15 protein-coding genes are annotated in these 15107 nt (G+C 57.5%); 14 read left to right on the top strand and 1 reads right to left on the bottom strand.

Features of this window, described 5'->3' with window-relative positions; translation table 11 throughout:
- Positions 1-23 precede the first annotated feature (23 nt).
- The 10 genes from AABB31_RS17330 to AABB31_RS17285 all read left to right on the top strand — a co-directional run bounded on the left by AABB31_RS17330 (position 24) and on the right by AABB31_RS17285 (position 9794).
- Positions 24-845 carry a TIM barrel protein gene (locus tag AABB31_RS17330; protein WP_342076955.1) on the top strand — a complete coding sequence of 274 codons (822 nt, stop codon included), beginning with the start codon at positions 24-26 and terminating at the stop codon, positions 843-845.
- A gap of 78 nt (positions 846-923) precedes the next feature.
- Positions 924-1862 (top strand): substrate-binding domain-containing protein, encoded by a 939-nt coding sequence (locus AABB31_RS17325; RefSeq protein WP_342076956.1) that lies wholly within the window; start codon positions 924-926, stop codon positions 1860-1862.
- Between the two features lie 87 nt (positions 1863-1949).
- Complete coding sequence (locus AABB31_RS17320) at positions 1950-3023, top strand: ABC transporter permease (RefSeq protein WP_342076957.1); 1074 nt, start codon at positions 1950-1952, stop codon at positions 3021-3023.
- A 13-nt stretch (positions 3024-3036) separates the two neighbouring features.
- Positions 3037-3813 carry an ATP-binding cassette domain-containing protein gene (locus AABB31_RS17315; RefSeq protein ID WP_342076958.1) on the top strand — a complete coding sequence of 259 codons (777 nt, stop codon included), beginning with the start codon at positions 3037-3039 and terminating at the stop codon, positions 3811-3813.
- 84 nt (positions 3814-3897) lie between these two features.
- Complete coding sequence (gene iolG / locus AABB31_RS17310) at positions 3898-4902, top strand: inositol 2-dehydrogenase (RefSeq protein WP_342076959.1); 1005 nt, start codon at positions 3898-3900, stop codon at positions 4900-4902.
- A 57-nt stretch (positions 4903-4959) separates the two neighbouring features.
- A complete protein-coding gene (locus tag AABB31_RS17305; protein WP_342076960.1) occupies positions 4960-5172 on the top strand; it encodes a hypothetical protein in 213 nt (70 codons plus the stop codon).
- 358 nt (positions 5173-5530) lie between these two features.
- Complete coding sequence (locus AABB31_RS17300; RefSeq protein ID WP_342076961.1) at positions 5531-6532, top strand: ABC transporter substrate-binding protein; 1002 nt, start codon at positions 5531-5533, stop codon at positions 6530-6532.
- 111 nt (positions 6533-6643) lie between these two features.
- Entirely contained in the window at positions 6644-7450 is an 807-nt protein-coding gene (locus AABB31_RS17295) for an ABC transporter ATP-binding protein (protein ID WP_342076962.1), read from the top strand.
- A complete protein-coding gene (locus AABB31_RS17290) occupies positions 7447-8721 on the top strand; it encodes an ABC transporter permease subunit (RefSeq protein ID WP_342076963.1) in 1275 nt (424 codons plus the stop codon). Before AABB31_RS17295 ends, AABB31_RS17290 begins: the two co-directional genes overlap by 4 nt.
- 149 nt (positions 8722-8870) lie before the next feature.
- Positions 8871-9794: a nucleoside hydrolase gene (locus AABB31_RS17285; RefSeq protein ID WP_373635067.1), complete on the top strand. Its 924-nt coding sequence runs from the start codon at positions 8871-8873 to the stop codon at positions 9792-9794.
- A gap of 16 nt (positions 9795-9810) precedes the next feature.
- Here the strand turns inward: AABB31_RS17285 and AABB31_RS17280 are convergent, their stop codons facing one another.
- The gene (locus tag AABB31_RS17280; protein WP_373635065.1) at positions 9811-12093 is read right to left on the bottom strand and encodes a molybdopterin-dependent oxidoreductase; all 2283 of its coding nucleotides are present in this window, start codon (positions 12091-12093) and stop codon (positions 9811-9813) included.
- A gap of 281 nt (positions 12094-12374) precedes the next feature.
- On the opposite strand from AABB31_RS17280, the gene pufB reads away from it, so the two are divergent.
- From pufB to AABB31_RS17260, 4 genes are all read left to right on the top strand, one after another.
- A complete protein-coding gene (gene pufB / locus AABB31_RS17275; protein ID WP_342076967.1) occupies positions 12375-12527 on the top strand; it encodes a light-harvesting antenna LH1, beta subunit in 153 nt (50 codons plus the stop codon).
- A 12-nt stretch (positions 12528-12539) separates the two neighbouring features.
- On the top strand, positions 12540-12896 hold the full coding sequence (locus AABB31_RS17270; protein ID WP_342076968.1) for a light-harvesting protein: 357 nt from the start codon (positions 12540-12542) through the stop codon (positions 12894-12896).
- Between the two features lie 99 nt (positions 12897-12995).
- Positions 12996-14432 (top strand): PucC family protein, encoded by a 1437-nt coding sequence (locus tag AABB31_RS17265; RefSeq protein ID WP_342076969.1) that lies wholly within the window; start codon positions 12996-12998, stop codon positions 14430-14432.
- Positions 14429-15100: a hypothetical protein gene (locus tag AABB31_RS17260; RefSeq protein WP_342076970.1), complete on the top strand. Its 672-nt coding sequence runs from the start codon at positions 14429-14431 to the stop codon at positions 15098-15100. The genes AABB31_RS17265 and AABB31_RS17260 overlap by 4 nt, the downstream gene beginning before the upstream one ends.
- Positions 15101-15107 lie beyond the last annotated feature (7 nt).

Raw genomic sequence — 15107 nt, 5'->3', positions numbered from 1 at the left:
GCGTCGGGAGGGAAGACGACATCGTGGGACCGCAATTTGCGCTCAATCATATGACAGTGGCTAAGGTCAGCTACGTCGAACTGCTGGATATCGCCGCGTCACTTGGCTGCGTCGGTGTCGAGGTCAGAAATGATCTGACCCAGCCGCTGTTTGACGGAATGGACCCGGTCGATGCAGGTGCGCTGGCCCGTGACAAAGGGTTACGTCTGCTGAATATCGCGGAAATCCCGCGCTTTAACGACTGGTCTGCGGATCGCGCCGACGCAGCGCTTGCCTTGATGCAGACCGCGCGCGCCGCGGGCGCCGAAGCGATTGGGCTGATCCCCCGCAACGACAATGCAGGTATGAACAATGGCGAACGGCAGGCCAACCTGCGGGTTGCGGTGCGCGAGCTGATCCCGATGCTGGAAAGTCACGGGCTGAAGGGCCTGATCGAACCGCTTGGCTTCGAAAGCTGCGCTTTGCGCCACAAACAACCTGCCGTCGATGCAATCAGTGCGCTGGATCAGGCCGGCACCCTGCAGCTTGTGCATGATACATTTCACCACCACCTGGCCGGCGAACGTGACTGCTTTGCCCGCTACACTGGCATCGTCCATGTGTCCGGGGTCGTCGATCCGGCGCTCTCAACGCCGGAGATGACCGATCAAGACCGCATATTGGTCAATGACGCCGACAGGCTGGAGAACCTTGGTCAGATCCGGGCGTTGCTGGCAGCTGGCTATGACGGACCCATTTCATTCGAGGCGTTCGCGCCTGATGTGCATGCCATCGCAGACCCCGTGCCCGCGCTACGGGCCTCGATGGATTTCATACGCAATGGATTGAGGGCAAATGCTGCCTGAAACCATTGCAAACCGCCCGTTTCTGGGCTTCCGGCGTTTTAATGTAGGTGTTGCCGGACACGTTTTGGGAGGAAACCAATGAAAAAGATCCTTTTGGCCGCTGGCCTTACATCCTTGATGGGCACGACAGCCATGGCACAGCAGATCGGCGTGTCTGTTGCACGTTTTGACGACAACGGCCTGACCGTAATGCGGAACGGCATGACAGCGCACGAGGAAACGCTGGACGGCGTCAGCCTGCAGATCGAAGATGCAACCGATGATGTGGCCAAGCAACTCGACCAGATCAACAACTTCATTGCATCTGGCGTCGACGCGATCATCGTCAACGCAGTAGACACCAACGCGACCGAGGCCATGTCAGCCGCTGCCGCCGCGGCCAATGTGCCGCTGGTCTATGTAAACCGTCAGCCGATCAACATGGACACACTGCCAGATGGTCAGGCCTTTGTTGCATCCAACGAAATCGAGTCCGGCACGTTGAAAGCCTTTGAAATCTGCAAAAACCTGCGGGCTGAAGGCAAATCCGGTGGTGCGACAGCCTATATCCTGATGGGCCAGCTTTCCAACCAGGCCGCCGTTCAGCGCACCAAGGACGTCGAAGACGTGCTGGGCATGGATATGTGCAACTTCATCACGGTGATCGACAAGCAGACTGCGGAATGGTCCCGCGACAAGGCCTCTGACCTGATGACGAACTGGCTGTCATCCGGCGAAGAGTTCGACGCGGTCTTTGCCAATAACGACGAAATGGCAATTGGCGCGATCCAGGCGATGAAAGCGGCTGGTATCTCGATGGACGAAGTTCAGGTTGGCGGCGTTGACGCGACATCTGACGCCCTTGTTGCCATGCAGGCAGGCGATCTGGATGTGACCGTATTCCAGGATCTTGCCGGTCAGGGTGCCGGGTCGATTGACACCGCAATCGCGCTGATCAACGGCGAAGAAGTCGACAAGACAGTCTTCATTCCGTTCAAACTCGTAACGCCGGAAAATATCGGTGATTTCGTCCAGTAAACTGGATCATCACAAGTCATTCCAGGGCGCAGCCTGCTGCGCCCTGGAACACGTCCAATAACTGACGCATCAGAGGGAGCTGAAACGATGTCAGATACCAGCCACGGCACCGGCGGCCTCACATTCGACAAATCAAAGCGACAATGGCCGAACGAATTGAATGTTCTCGGCGCGCTTTTCCTGATTATCGCCATCTTCGAAGCACTTGGCGCGATCTTCATGGGGCAAAGCCTGCTTTTTGACAGCAATGACCGCTTTGACAGCATCTTCAACGAGGCGCGGTTGCGGATCATCATCATTCAGGTGGCGATTGTCGGCATTATCGCACTGGGCGTCACGCAGGTGATCATTACGGCCGGGATTGATCTGTCATCCGGGTCCGTTCTGGGCGCGACAGCCATGATCGCCATGAGCTTTGCCCAGATAGCAGAGGTCAATGGTGGCCCGAACCCAAAGGCGATCTTTGGCCCCGCCTTCCTTGATCTGCCGGTTCTGGTCCCTGTTCTTGTCGGGCTTGGCTGCGGGATATTGGCGGGTGTCGTCAACGGCGTGCTGGTTGCCTTTGCGCGGATACCGCCCTTTATCGCCACGCTGGGCATGATGCTGTTTGCCCGCGGCGTGGCCCAGTGGTGGTCAACCGGCAACCCGGTTTCGTTCCCGACTGAATCCTACGCAGTCATCGGCGCAGGCATGAACCCGGTCATTATCTTTCTTGGTCTCGCGCTCTTGTTTCATCTGATCATGAATTACACGATCTATGGCAAACACACATATGCCATCGGCTCGAACGAGGCGGCGGCCCGGATGTCAGGCATCAACGTGCCGCGCCATCTGGTGCTGGTCTATGCCATTGCAGGCATGCTTGCGGGTCTCTCGGCCGTGATCCTGACATCCAAGAACCTGACGGCGCAATCAGGCATGGGGCTAAGCTACGAGCTTGAGGCCATCGCCATGGCTGTGATCGGTGGCGTATCGCTGTTCGGTGGGCGCGGTTCGATCATCGGCACGGTGATCGGCGCCCTGATTATCGGGGTGATTACATCCGGTTTCACCTTCCTTCGGCTTGGTGCGTATTATCAGGAAATGGTCCTTGGGTGCATCATCGTCAGCGCAGTTGCGCTGGATCAATGGCAGCAAAAACGCGCAGCGGCGCGGGCTTAGAAAGGCAACAGAGATGTCCGATATCATTTTGGAAACCAAAGGCCTGACCAAGCATTACGGCGGTGTTCACGCGCTGGAGGATGCCAATTTCGTCCTGCAAAAGGGCGAGCATGTGGCAATCATGGGTGACAATGGCGCTGGCAAATCAACCTTTGTGCGGCAGGTCACCGGCGTTGAACAACGCACCCGCGGCACCGTTGTCTTTGACGGTGCCGAGGTGAACTTTGCTGGCCCGCTTGAGGCCCGCGAGGCAGGTATTGAAACCGTGTTCCAGACCCTGGCGCTGGCCGACGATCTGAATGTCCCCGACAATCTGTTCTTGGGCCGCGAAAAGACGATGTGGAACTGGCTGGGGCCATTCCGCAGGCTCGACTACAAGTCAATGCGCGAGGACACGCTGGCCGGACTGGTCAAGACCGGTGTGAAAATCCCGAATATCAAGAACACCATCGCCAACATGTCCGGCGGACAACGGCAATGTGTGGCGATCGCGCGGACAGCAACCTTTGCGTCCAAACTGACCATTATGGATGAACCGACAGCCGCACTCGGGGTGCAGGAAACGGCACAGGTTGAGAATATCATCAGGACCCTCAAGGAACAGGGCGAAAGCCTGATCCTTGTCAGTCACAACATGCGGCAGGTTTTTGATCTGGTTGACCGGATCATCGTGTTCCGGCGCGGACGTATCGCGGCCAACCTGCACAAAAGCGAGACCAATGGCGAGGATGTCGTATCCTATATCACGGGTGCAAAAACGCAACCTGAATATGACGTGGAAAACGCCTGATCGCGATCAGCCAAATGCCCGATGGTGACGCGCCCGGTTGATGGCGCGTCCCACCCGGACAATCAAGAATAAGGAAGACAAGACATGACGGTCAGATTTGGCGTTCTGGGCGCAGGACGGATTGGGCAGGTGCACGCGCGGGCCATCGCATCCGTGGACGGTGCATCATTGCAGGCAGTCGCCGATCCGATGGCACAGGCCGCAAAGGCCGTCCAGGATGCCTATGGCGGCGATATCCGCACAATTGATGCAATCGCTGCGGCAGATGATATTGACGCGGTCGTCATCTGCACCCCCACTGACACGCATGCAGACCTGATCGAGCAGTTTGCCAAGGCGGGCAAGGCGATCTTTTGCGAAAAGCCTGTCGATCTGTCGCTCGACCGCGTCAAAACCTGCCTGCAAACAGTCACGGCACAGAATGCCAAGCTGATGGTTGGGTTTCAGCGCCGGTTCGACCCCGATTTTCTGGCCCTGAAAGAGGCCATTAACCGGGGCGAAATCGGCAAGGTTGAAATGGTCACGCTGACGTCACGCGATCCGGGCGCGCCGCCTGTGTCCTATATTGAACGCTCCGGCGGGATATTCCGGGATATGACGATCCACGACTTTGATGTGGCCCGCTGGTTGCTGGATGAAGACATCGTCACGGTCTATGCGGCCACATCCAACCTTGTTGATCCGGCCATCGGGGCTGCCGGTGACTTTGACAGTGCAAACGTGGTTCTGACGACCCCAAGCGGGGCCCAATGCACAATCACCAATTCACGCCGCGCTACCTATGGCTATGATCAGCGGATCGAGGTTCACGGATCCGAGGGGTCCGTTTCGGTGGAGAACCACAAAAGATCGCGGATCGAGATCGCCAATGCAGCGGGATATCAGACCCCGCCACTGCTTGATTTCTTCATGTCCCGCTATCTGGATGCTTACGCCGCTGAAATTGCGTCATTTGTAGCTGCCTTGCAAAGCGGCAGTGCCATGACACCCACCGGTCACGACGGCATGATGGCCCTCGCCCTGGCAGATGCGGCAGTCAAATCGGTGGAAACCGGGCGCGCAGTGGCGGTCTCAGAGGTTCTGGGATAGGGTTTGTAGATCGCGGGCTGTAGCCCCGGTCCGCCAAATAGAGAATGAAAGCCGCCCATGCGAAAGCTGTTCGACCTGCGTCACCCTTTTTTCGCGCCGCAGATCCGGCGCGTTCTGACCGTTGCGGTGACGGTCGGCTGGGCGCTGTTCGAACTGTTGAACGGGAACCCCGGATGGGCCGTGATGTTTGGTGCCGTGGCTGCCTATTGCTACTATGAATTTTTCGTCATTTACGACCCGCAGAACTATGTAGACCCGGACGACACCTGACAATGACGTGATCATTGCAGGCGATGATTCCGCGCGGATCAGACGTGCGTGCGGTCGTCGGCACACCAAATGAGTTATATAACGGCACGCTTTTCAACCTAAGATTTTACCGGCCAGACATCGCACCTTAAAACAACGTGCGGCAACACATGTCCATGATCGCAGCATCTTAGATGATCCAGAAATATAGGATTTTGCCTTTCAAATCAGATTTCGGCCATCCATAGTCGTGTCGCGAAGCGGTATCGGCAAAAAAGGGATTGACGACGCCGTGATTCGATTTCTAATCTCATTTTGCGAAATACAAGTTTCGTAAAATGAAACTACCAGGTGGACGACACCACAACAGGGGATAAAAATGATCAAAAAAACTACATGTGCATTTGTTATGGCTGCAGCCGCCGCGATGACAGGCACCGCCGCAACGGCGGATGGCCACGGTGAAATCACCGTTGCCTACTTCCTGGAATGGCCAATGCCGATGATGGCGGCCAAAGCATCCGGCGCTTATGACGAAGCGCTTGGCATGAAAGTGAACTGGGTTTCCTTCGAAACCGGAACCGCGATGAGCGCCGCAATGGCCTCGGGTGACGTGCAGATCGCACTGTCGCAGGGTGTTCCACCTTTCGTTGTTGCCACATCCGGCGGCCAGGACCTGCAGATCGTCGACGTTGCGGTCAGCTACTCTGACAATGACAACTGCGTTGTGCATTCGGATCTGGAAATCGACAAGGATTCCGCAAGTGAACTGGCCGGCAAGAAAGTTGCGGTCCCACTTGGTACAGCTGCGCATTACGGCTTCCTGCGTCAGATGGACCACTTCGGTGTTGATCTGGCCAGCCTGTCCATCGTGGACATGCCTCCGCCAGAAGGTGCAAACGCACTGGGCCAGAAAGCCGTTGATTTTGCCTGTGGCTATGGCGGTGGTCTGACCAGCATGCGCGAGCATGGCAACGTGCTTTTGACTGGCCCTGAAAAGGAAGAGCTGGGCATTCTGGTGTTCGACGTGACATCTGCACCTGCCGACTACATCGCTGAAAATGGCGATGTTGTTGCCAAGTTCCTCAAAGTGACTGCTGACGCAAACGCCGAATGGGCTGCAAACCCCAACGACGAATTGCTGAGCATCATCGCAAACGAGGCCGGCATGGATCTGGACGCTGCCAAGGGCGCCATCGCAACCATGAAGTTCCCAACCATTGAAGAGCAGCTTTCTGCTGGTTGGTTCGGCGGTAACGCGGCACCATTCCTGAAGGGTGTAGCGGACGTCTTCGTCGAAGCAGGGTCCATCGACTCCGCGCTCGACAGCTATGAGGACGCGATCAATACCGGTCCGCTGGAAGCAGCCAAAGACATGTAAAGTCCAGGTCGGGCGCGGATTAATCTCCGCGCCCGATTTCTTCCAGCATTCGGGAATAATACGGATGCACCTAGCCAAAAAAACATAACAACAGGGATGGAAGGGGAACAGATGTCTGGGCTTTCCTTACATGACATATCAATGCGGTTTGACCTGCCCAACGGGTCAGCAGTGCAAGCATTGGAAAACGTCTCGCTTGACTTGAAGCCAGGGGAATTGATGAGCGTGCTTGGCCCGTCAGGGTGCGGGAAAACGACGCTTTTGAATATTCTGGCAGGATTTCTTGCGCAGACCAGCGGCAAACTGATGCTGAACGGACACGAAATCACCGGTCCTGATGCAGAACGTGGGATGGTGTTCCAGAAGGGCGCACTGTTTGAATGGATGTCCGTGCGTGAAAACGTGGGCTTTGGCCCTTCCATGAAGGGGATGCCCAACGGCGAGAAGCGCGAAATCGTTGATCACCTGCTGGACGTTGTCGGCCTGCAGGATTTCAAGGAAAAGGCTGTCTATGAACTGTCCGGCGGCATGCAACAGCGTGTGGCCCTGGCCCGGTGTCTGGCCAATGATCCGGACGTGATCCTGATGGACGAACCGCTTGGCGCGCTTGACGCGCTGACCCGCGAAAAGATGCAAAGCCTTGTGCTGAAGCTATGGAAAGAGACAGGCAAGACGATCATTCTGATCACCCACTCGGTTGAAGAAGCCCTGTTGCTGGGCGAGCGGTTGATCGTGATGGCCCCCCGGCCCGGACGTATTCACAAGGAATACCAACTGCCATTTGCCGAGATGGGCGTAGGCGCTGACCTGCGTGAAGTAAAGAAACACCCCGATTTCGGACCCAAACGCGATGAGATTTTGTCGATGATCTGGGACATGGAAGAGGAAATCATGGGCCGGACGGAGAACGCATCATGACCGGATTTTTCGTTCTATTCATTTATATTGCCATCTTTGTCGGTGCCTTCCTGATCGTGACCAAGGTCATTCATCGGGCGACGGTCAAGGATTACACATCGCTCAAGACCGTGACATTCGGGGACGAAAGCGCGGTACGCCCCAACCGGATCGCTGGGATCGTGTCGATCCTGACAATCTTCCTGATCTGGGGGATGTTCACGGGGTCCTCGCTGCTGCCCAAATTCCTGCACGCCCCGGCACCTTTTCTGGGGACGCTGGAATTTACCTATACGGCCGAGGCGAATGGCGAAACTGACGACGCGACCGTGACTGTGGTGATCCACCCACGTGAAACGGATACTGACGCGCCCGAGGTTGATCCCGGCGACGGCTTTGCCAAAAACGACTCCTCTGCCATTCCTGAATGGCGCACCGGTCTGGTCCGGGTGGACGCGAATGACGACATCTCGAAAAGCGAAGGTGCCAATGTTGTGGCGATCAACGGGCAGCCTATCGCACCCGGTGAAACCGTCCAGATCGAGAACGGGACTGTCACATTGTCTGACAAGGGAACGCCGAATATCGCGCCTTACAGGGGCTGGCAGATGGAACCACTTTATCTGCCCCCACCCGAAGAGGTCTGGGCACGGACCATCACTGTCGTGCAGGAAGGTTTCCGTGGTTTCACCCTTTTGCAGCACCTCGGATACTCTTTGTTCCGCGTGGTCGCCGGGTTTATCCTTGGCGCGATGGTCGGCATCCCGCTGGGTTATGCAATGGGGCTTAGCAACTGGTTCCGGGGATGGTTTGATCCCATCGTGGAATTCATGCGCCCTGTACCACCACTGGCCTTGATCCCGCTTGTGATCATCTGGTTCGGTATCGGCGAAACCGGCAAGATTATCCTGCTGTTCCTCGCGGCCTTGTGGATCATGGCCATCGCGGCCCGGTCAGGTGTGTCGGGGGTTAATATCTCCAAGGTGCATGCGGCCTATTCACTGGGCGCAAGCAAGTGGCAGATCATGCGCTACGTGATTATCCCCAACTCGCTACCCGAGATCTTTACCGGGGCCCGTGTGGCCATGGGGGTCTGCTGGGGCACGGTTGTTGCCGCCGAACTGGTTGCAGCGGAACAGGGTGCGGGGATGATGATCATGGTCGCCTCACGCTTCCAGAACACCGACCTCGTGATCCTCGGGATCATCCTGATTGGGGTGATCGGCTTTGGCATCGACATGCTGATGCGCTGGGCCGAACGGCTTCTGGTGCCTTGGAAAGGCAAGGCATAAACTGCGGCGGGTAACCACCCGCCCATACAAACAACAAACCGGGTCCTCACGGGGATCCGTTTTTTTTTGTGGAAACATGCTGTAAAGCCGGGTCACATTAGTTCACATAGCAGATCAACACCTGCGCAGATGACGACAAGGACCATCGCATGAAGCTGATTATTGACACCGATCCCGGGATTGATGACGCGATGGCCTATTTCTACGCCCATGCCCATCCGGATATTGATCTGGTCGCGCTGACAACCGTTTTTGGTAATGTGACAACGGATGACGCGACCCGGAACGCATTGTGGCTGACGCAAATGTCAAAGGCCAGGACCGAAGTGTATCAGGGTTCCGACAAACCGCTTCAGATCGTTCCCAATCGTCCAAGCGACCATGTTCATGGACCACACGGGTTTGGCGATGTTCAGACGGACATGACCGAACCCCCCGAACCCGCCGGCGATGCGGTTGATTTCCTGCTCCGCATGGCTCGCGAAAATCCGGGTGTTTTTACGATCTGCGCGATTGGACCGCTGACGAATATCGCCAAGGCGGTGACCGCCGATCCGGACTTCATTGGAAACCTGAAACGTCTTGTGATCATGGGTGGTTCACTTGATGCTGGCGGCAATATCACCCCCCATGCAGAGGCCAATTTCTGGAACGATCCCCATGCGGCAGATATCGTCCTGAATGCCCCCGGCGGCGGCGAGGTTGTGGTCGTCGGGCTGGATGTCACAACCAAGATCGCCTTTGTCCCGCAGGATTTCGCAGATCTTGCAAACGCAGCCCCCGAAACCGGCGCATTCCTGCAGCAGATCGGCGACTTCTACATGCGGTTCTATCAGACCGTCAGTGGGAAACTGCATTGTTACCTGCATGATCCGGCCGCTGTCGTGGCCTGCGACACACCTGCCCATTTCAGCGTCAAGGACGTAAGACTTGGCGTCGTCACCTCGGGCGAGGCTGTTGGTCAGATGGTCCGGCGTTCTGATGGCGAGGGACGCCTGTGCAAGGTCTGCATCGACGTCGATGCGCAAGCGGTCGTGGATCAATTCAAGCAGTATACCGCCCTGAACCCGTAGCGGACGCCGACAGGATCTAGGACAGTGGCGGAGGCGCGTGCACGGTGATGGCCGGCAGCGGCTTGTCCCATTTCCGCAACTTAACAAGTGCCGTATGCGCGATGTTACCTTGGCTAAGGCCGGTCGATCCTTTGTCATATGTCAGCATATTGGGGTTGCCGTGAATGCAGATCGCCGCACCGTCAATGACCCGCAGGTCAAGCCATGCGCCCGTTGCGATCCAGATGCAGTCCGGCCGGATCTTTTCAGACAACGTCACGCCAACAAGACAGCCACCGCGCGCATTTTCGACCAGCGCAATATCACCTGCACTCACCCCATGCGCCCGGGCGGTGTCCGGGTGCAGGATACAGGGTTCGCGACCCTGGATTTTCTCAGCCCGCGATGCCCGCCCATTGTCATTCTGGGCATGAAGCCGGGTATTGGGTTGTCCCGATACCAGATGAAGCTGCCCCGGGGCCGCGTCGCCCAACCATTCCACCGGTTCTTGCCAGGCTGCAATCGGTGGACAATCTGCCAGCTGCATCGCTGCAATCGCCTCACTTTTCAGTTCTATCTTGCCACTGGGCGTGTTGCAGGGATGCGCGACGGGATCCGCAACGAAGTCTGACAGATGAATGCGCGTTTCATCGCTGGCAGGGATGTCGCATATTCCGTTTTGCTGGAACGTTTCGAAATCCGGCAATGTGAACCCATTTGCGGTAGCGACGCTTTCACAGCCATCCCATAACCATGTCAGCCAGTCCCGGGCGGTCCTGCCTTGGGTAAATGCAGCATGTGTTCCCATCCGTTCGGCCAGGCCTGCACAAATCTCATAATCATCACGCGCCTGTCCAAAGGGCGGCATGATCGCTGACATATAGACAAGCGCCGTGTCGCGGCGGTTGATCATCAGATCGTCACGCTCCAACGCCGATGTCGTGGGCAGGACAATATCGGCCCGGCGGGCCGTCGCCGTCCAACTGTGATCCATGACCACAACTGTTTCGGGCTTTCGCCACAGACGGTCCAGCCGCTGCAAATCCTGATGGTGGTGAAACGGGTTTCCCCCTGACCACCAGACCAGTTTTGCGTCAGGATAGGTTCTGTGATCCCCGTCATAGGTATAGGCGCCGCCGGGCTGTTCCAGCATATCCGCAATACGGGCAACCGGGATGAAATCATCAACCGGGTTTTGCCCCTGCGGCACGGACGGCCAGTTGATCAGGCGATGCGGACGTCCCACCGGCTCTGTCGAGCCATATCCGAACGCAAACCCCGTGCCGGGTTGTCCGATCTGCCCAAGAACACAGGCCAGCGAAAGACCTGCCCAGATCGTCAACTCGCCATGATCGCAACGCTGCATGGACCATGACATGCTGATCATCGTGCGGTGCTTGGCCATCCTTGCGGCCAGTTCCCGAATGCGGTCGGCCGGCAGATCACAGATCGTGGCGGCCCAATCAGCCGTCTTGGGGGTTCCATCAACGCCCATGACATAGGCCTCGAACGCCTCGGCTCCATGGGTGCACCGCTGCAGAAATTTGCGGTCAGCCCAGCCGTTGCTGAATGTTTCATGCGCCAGTGCGAGGATCAGCGCCGTGTCGGTCCCCGGCCGCGGCCCTATCCATTCGGCATGCATATGGTGCGCCATATCGCTTTCCAGTGGCGAGACATTCACGATCCGGCATCCGTTTTTTGCTGCACGGTCCAGCCAATCCTGTGTCTGGTGCATGGTCGTGCCAGATGATGCCACCTGTGCCGCCCGTTTGGAGATGCCACCGAATGCGACCAAAAGCTCGCAATGGTCTGCGACCAGCGGCCAGCTGGTCACGCCATCCTGAAATGTCCGGTTTGTTTGCCCTATCACATGGGGCCACAATACCTCGGCGGCCGCATGCGAATAGGTGTTCTTCGCCGTGACATATCCGCCAATCGTATTGAGAAAACGGCGCAATTGCGATTGAGCGTGGTGGAACCGTCCGGCTGATGCCCAACCGTAAGACCCCGCAAAAATCCCTGCATTCCCGTGGGTATCAATCACCCGTTGAAGTTCGCCCGCTGTCAGATCAAGCGCCTCGTCCCATGGCAGTTCGACAAATTCCGCGTCACCCGCACGCTGTCTGTCCCGCTTTGTCAGCCAGCCCTTGCGGACCGCGGGGCGGGCGATCCTGACGCCGTTGTCCTGCATGGCGTCCAGCCAGCCCTCGCCAATCGTCGAGGGGTGCGGATCGCGCGGCAATGGGGCCAGTTCCGCATCGGCGCCGAACCCCCGCGCCTCGTAGGCGCCCCAATGCGCCGCTGTGTACTTTTTCGTCATGCCATCGCCCCATCAGCGCTTGAGAAAACACATATGGCATAGCCCCTGATTTTTGTAAGGCGAAAAACCGGGACATTAAGCGACGGCGCTGTAACGAAGGCGGGGCAAGGGTGTCGGCCGCGCCGCCTTCCCATCCGCCAAAGTGTCAACTTTGTGTTACAGTTGATAATGTCCATAATATGTGACACAGTGACGCATATAGGACGATCCAGTGCGGCTACTTTAGGCCCAGACGATTCGGGAAGAGTCGCTTCACCAAACACCGCGTAGGAGGAATTCACATGGCGGACGGCGACAAAGTATGGCCAACAGGCCTGACCCTGGAGGAGGCCGAAGAGGTACATAGCTACCTTATCGACGGCACCCGCGTTTTCGGAGCGATCGCGTTGCTTGCTCATGTACTGGTCGCAATCGCGACCCCGTGGCTCGGCTAAGGGAGGTCAGTTATGAATAATGCAAAAATGTGGCTGGTCGTGAACCCAAGCGTTGGCGTCCCCGTATTCCTTGGTGCTGTGGCACTTGGTTCATTTGCGGTGCATGTGGCCGTTGTCAGCAACACATCATGGGTGTCTGACTTCCTGTCGGGCGTCGAAATGGGCACAGGCGACAAGATGGCCGCGGCACAATTGCAATTGCCGGATATGGAAACGGCAAACGCGTCTTACGTGACACCGCTTGAAAATGGTGGGCTGGAAGTCACGATCATGTTGCCGGATGGAACAATCACCAAAGGCGTGCTTCAGATGCCCGAGGTTCATGCCGCCGCACATGACAGTAACCTGGCGATACCCATCACCCAATAGATGCTTATCGGGCTCGCCACATCTTGCGGCGGGCCTTTTTTTCCGTTCTTGCGAACGTAGCGTGCCAATCCATCAACTGGCACGAGAATGAGATGATAGATGTTCGACTATCGCGCCTTTGCGACCCGCAAGCTGGCAGCTATCGGGCCAAGGTACCTGCCATTTGCCGATGTCGCCACGGATGACGTGCCGCTATCCCGCCTGTTACGGCTGTCGCTGTTTCAAGTGACGGTCGGCATGGCGCTGGTGTTGCTGATCGGCACTCTGAACCGGGTCATGATTGTCGAACTACAAGTGCCCGCAACGCTGGTTGCCTGCATGCTGGCGCTTCCATTGGTATTTGCCCCTTTCCGCACGTTGATCGGCTACAAGTCGGACACCCATGTCTCTGCGTTGGGGCTGCGCAGGGTCCCCTATATCTGGAAAGGCACGCTGTGCCAGTTCGGCGGCTTTGCCGTGATGCCGTTCGCCCTTTTGGTGTTGTCGGGTTACGGCGACGCGGTCGATGCGCCGCGCTGGATCGGATATTGCTCTGCCGGATTGGCGTTCCTGATGGTGGGGGCCGGCGTACATATCGTGCAAACGGTGGGGTTGGCGCTGGCCACGGATCTGGTGGCAGAGGACGATCAGGCAAAGGTCGTGGGCTTGATGTATGTCATGCTTTTGCTGGGCATGGTTGTCAGCGCGCTGGTTTTCGGGGCGCTGCTTGAGAATTACAGCCCTGGGCGGCTGATACAGGTCATTCAGGGCTGCGCGGTTGTTACGGCTTTGCTGAACCTGACCGCAATGTGGAAACAGGAAGCCCGCTGCAGGGATCGGGCCAAGGCGATGAAGATCGCCCGACATGTCGATTTTTCGCAAGCTTGGCGTACCTTGCTTGGGGGTCAGGGCATGATGCGCCTATTGGTTCTGATCGGGTTGGGGACCTTTGGTTTTGCGATGGCAGATGTGCTGCTGGAGCCCTATGGGGGGCAGGCGCTGGGTCTGTCGGTGGCCGACACAACCAAACTGACGGCGCTGTTTGCCACAGGCACGCTGCTGGGCTTCGGACTTGCCTCGCGTGTGCTGGGAAATGGCGGATCACCTGCCCTATTGGCGATGGTTGCAACAATCATTGGCGTGCCGGGGTTTGCCGCGATTATTTTGTCATCATTGGGTGGTGGCATCGCGTTGTTTCTTGCAGGAACCCTTGCCACAGGGTTCGGCGCTGGCCTGTTCGGGCACGCGACCTTGACGGCCACTATGCGCGCAGCCCCCAAGGACCGTATTGGGCTCGCCCTTGGCGCTTGGGGTGCCGTGCAGGCCACCGCAGCGGGGATTGGTATCGCCCTGGCCGGGATCGTGCGTGATGTCGTCGTCGGGTTTCAGGGGCAGGCTGGAAACACGGTCGAGACGCCCTATATCGTCGTTTTCATGATTGAAATCTTGTTCCTCATCGCTGCGGCATTGATCGTTATACCCTTGGTCCGCAGAAACGCTGTCACTTCGGTGGCCGCCCCATACACCGCGACAACAACAGGAGTGGAAACGTCATGACAACTGTGATTTCCCGACTTTTTCCGGACGAAGCGTCAGCCCATGATGCGGTTGACAGACTGCAATTCAAGGGCGTCCCGGCGCGGGAATGCGATGTTTTTGTCGCTGGCGTCGACGCCGCTCGGCTCGAACGCGCGATGGTCAATGATGACGCCACATCGCACTACGTCTCTGCCCTGAACGGGGGACAGGCGCTTGTGGTTGTCCGAACAACGTACAGGCCATTGGGTGCGGCCAAGCTGACCCGCGAAGTGCTGGCAGCGCGCGGTGGGGTTGAGACACCGGGCGTGACGGAGGATTATTTCGTTCCGGGAACAACGTTCCATGACAGCAAAAGCATCCTGAAAGATCATCCGCGTGTGCTGAGCTCACCATACGAGCTTAAGTTCCGTGGGCCTGTGACGTCGAACTTTGGCCTGCCCATGCTGAAAGCGCATCGCCAAAAACGGTCGGTCATTTCGGGCGGGCGATACATGTCGCGTGCGTTTTGGCCGATGAAGCTTGTCTCGCAGAAGTCGCGCAAGAAATCAGTCATCAGTGGCGGGCGGTATATGTCCAAAGCTTTCTGGCCGCGTCCTCTTTTATCGACCAAGCCGCGCCGCAAATCCGTCATTCCCGGCGGTGGCACCCCATTCTCGCGGCTATTCGGGCTGAAAACGGTCAGCTGATACATCG

The sequence above is a fragment of the Yoonia sp. SS1-5 genome (genome assembly GCF_038443705.2).
GTDB lineage: Bacteria > Pseudomonadota > Alphaproteobacteria > Rhodobacterales > Rhodobacteraceae > Yoonia > Yoonia rhodophyticola.
Note: the sequence above shows the minus strand (reverse complement) of the source record. Positions and strands in the feature narration are given on the sequence as shown.

What these genes read in the sequence shown, in the direction of transcription:
- AABB31_RS17325 (WP_342076956.1), top strand. Translation starts at nt 924, where the DNA reads ATGAAAAAGATCCTTTTGGCCGCTGGCCTTACATCCTTGATGGGCACG.
- AABB31_RS17320 (WP_342076957.1), top strand. Translation starts at nt 1,950, where the DNA reads ATGTCAGATACCAGCCACGGCACCGGCGGCCTCACATTCGACAAATCA.
- AABB31_RS17315 (WP_342076958.1), top strand. Translation starts at nt 3,037, where the DNA reads ATGTCCGATATCATTTTGGAAACCAAAGGCCTGACCAAGCATTACGGC.
- iolG (WP_342076959.1), top strand. Translation starts at nt 3,898, where the DNA reads ATGACGGTCAGATTTGGCGTTCTGGGCGCAGGACGGATTGGGCAGGTG.
- AABB31_RS17305 (WP_342076960.1), top strand. Translation starts at nt 4,960, where the DNA reads ATGCGAAAGCTGTTCGACCTGCGTCACCCTTTTTTCGCGCCGCAGATC.
- AABB31_RS17300 (WP_342076961.1), top strand. Translation starts at nt 5,531, where the DNA reads ATGATCAAAAAAACTACATGTGCATTTGTTATGGCTGCAGCCGCCGCG.
- AABB31_RS17295 (WP_342076962.1), top strand. Translation starts at nt 6,644, where the DNA reads ATGTCTGGGCTTTCCTTACATGACATATCAATGCGGTTTGACCTGCCC.
- AABB31_RS17290 (WP_342076963.1), top strand. Translation starts at nt 7,447, where the DNA reads ATGACCGGATTTTTCGTTCTATTCATTTATATTGCCATCTTTGTCGGT.
- AABB31_RS17285 (WP_373635067.1), top strand. Translation starts at nt 8,871, where the DNA reads ATGAAGCTGATTATTGACACCGATCCCGGGATTGATGACGCGATGGCC.
- AABB31_RS17280 (WP_373635065.1), bottom strand. Translation starts at nt 12,093, where the DNA reads ATGACGAAAAAGTACACAGCGGCGCATTGGGGCGCCTACGAGGCGCGG.
- pufB (WP_342076967.1), top strand. Translation starts at nt 12,375, where the DNA reads ATGGCGGACGGCGACAAAGTATGGCCAACAGGCCTGACCCTGGAGGAG.
- AABB31_RS17270 (WP_342076968.1), top strand. Translation starts at nt 12,540, where the DNA reads ATGAATAATGCAAAAATGTGGCTGGTCGTGAACCCAAGCGTTGGCGTC.
- AABB31_RS17265 (WP_342076969.1), top strand. Translation starts at nt 12,996, where the DNA reads ATGTTCGACTATCGCGCCTTTGCGACCCGCAAGCTGGCAGCTATCGGG.
- AABB31_RS17260 (WP_342076970.1), top strand. Translation starts at nt 14,429, where the DNA reads ATGACAACTGTGATTTCCCGACTTTTTCCGGACGAAGCGTCAGCCCAT.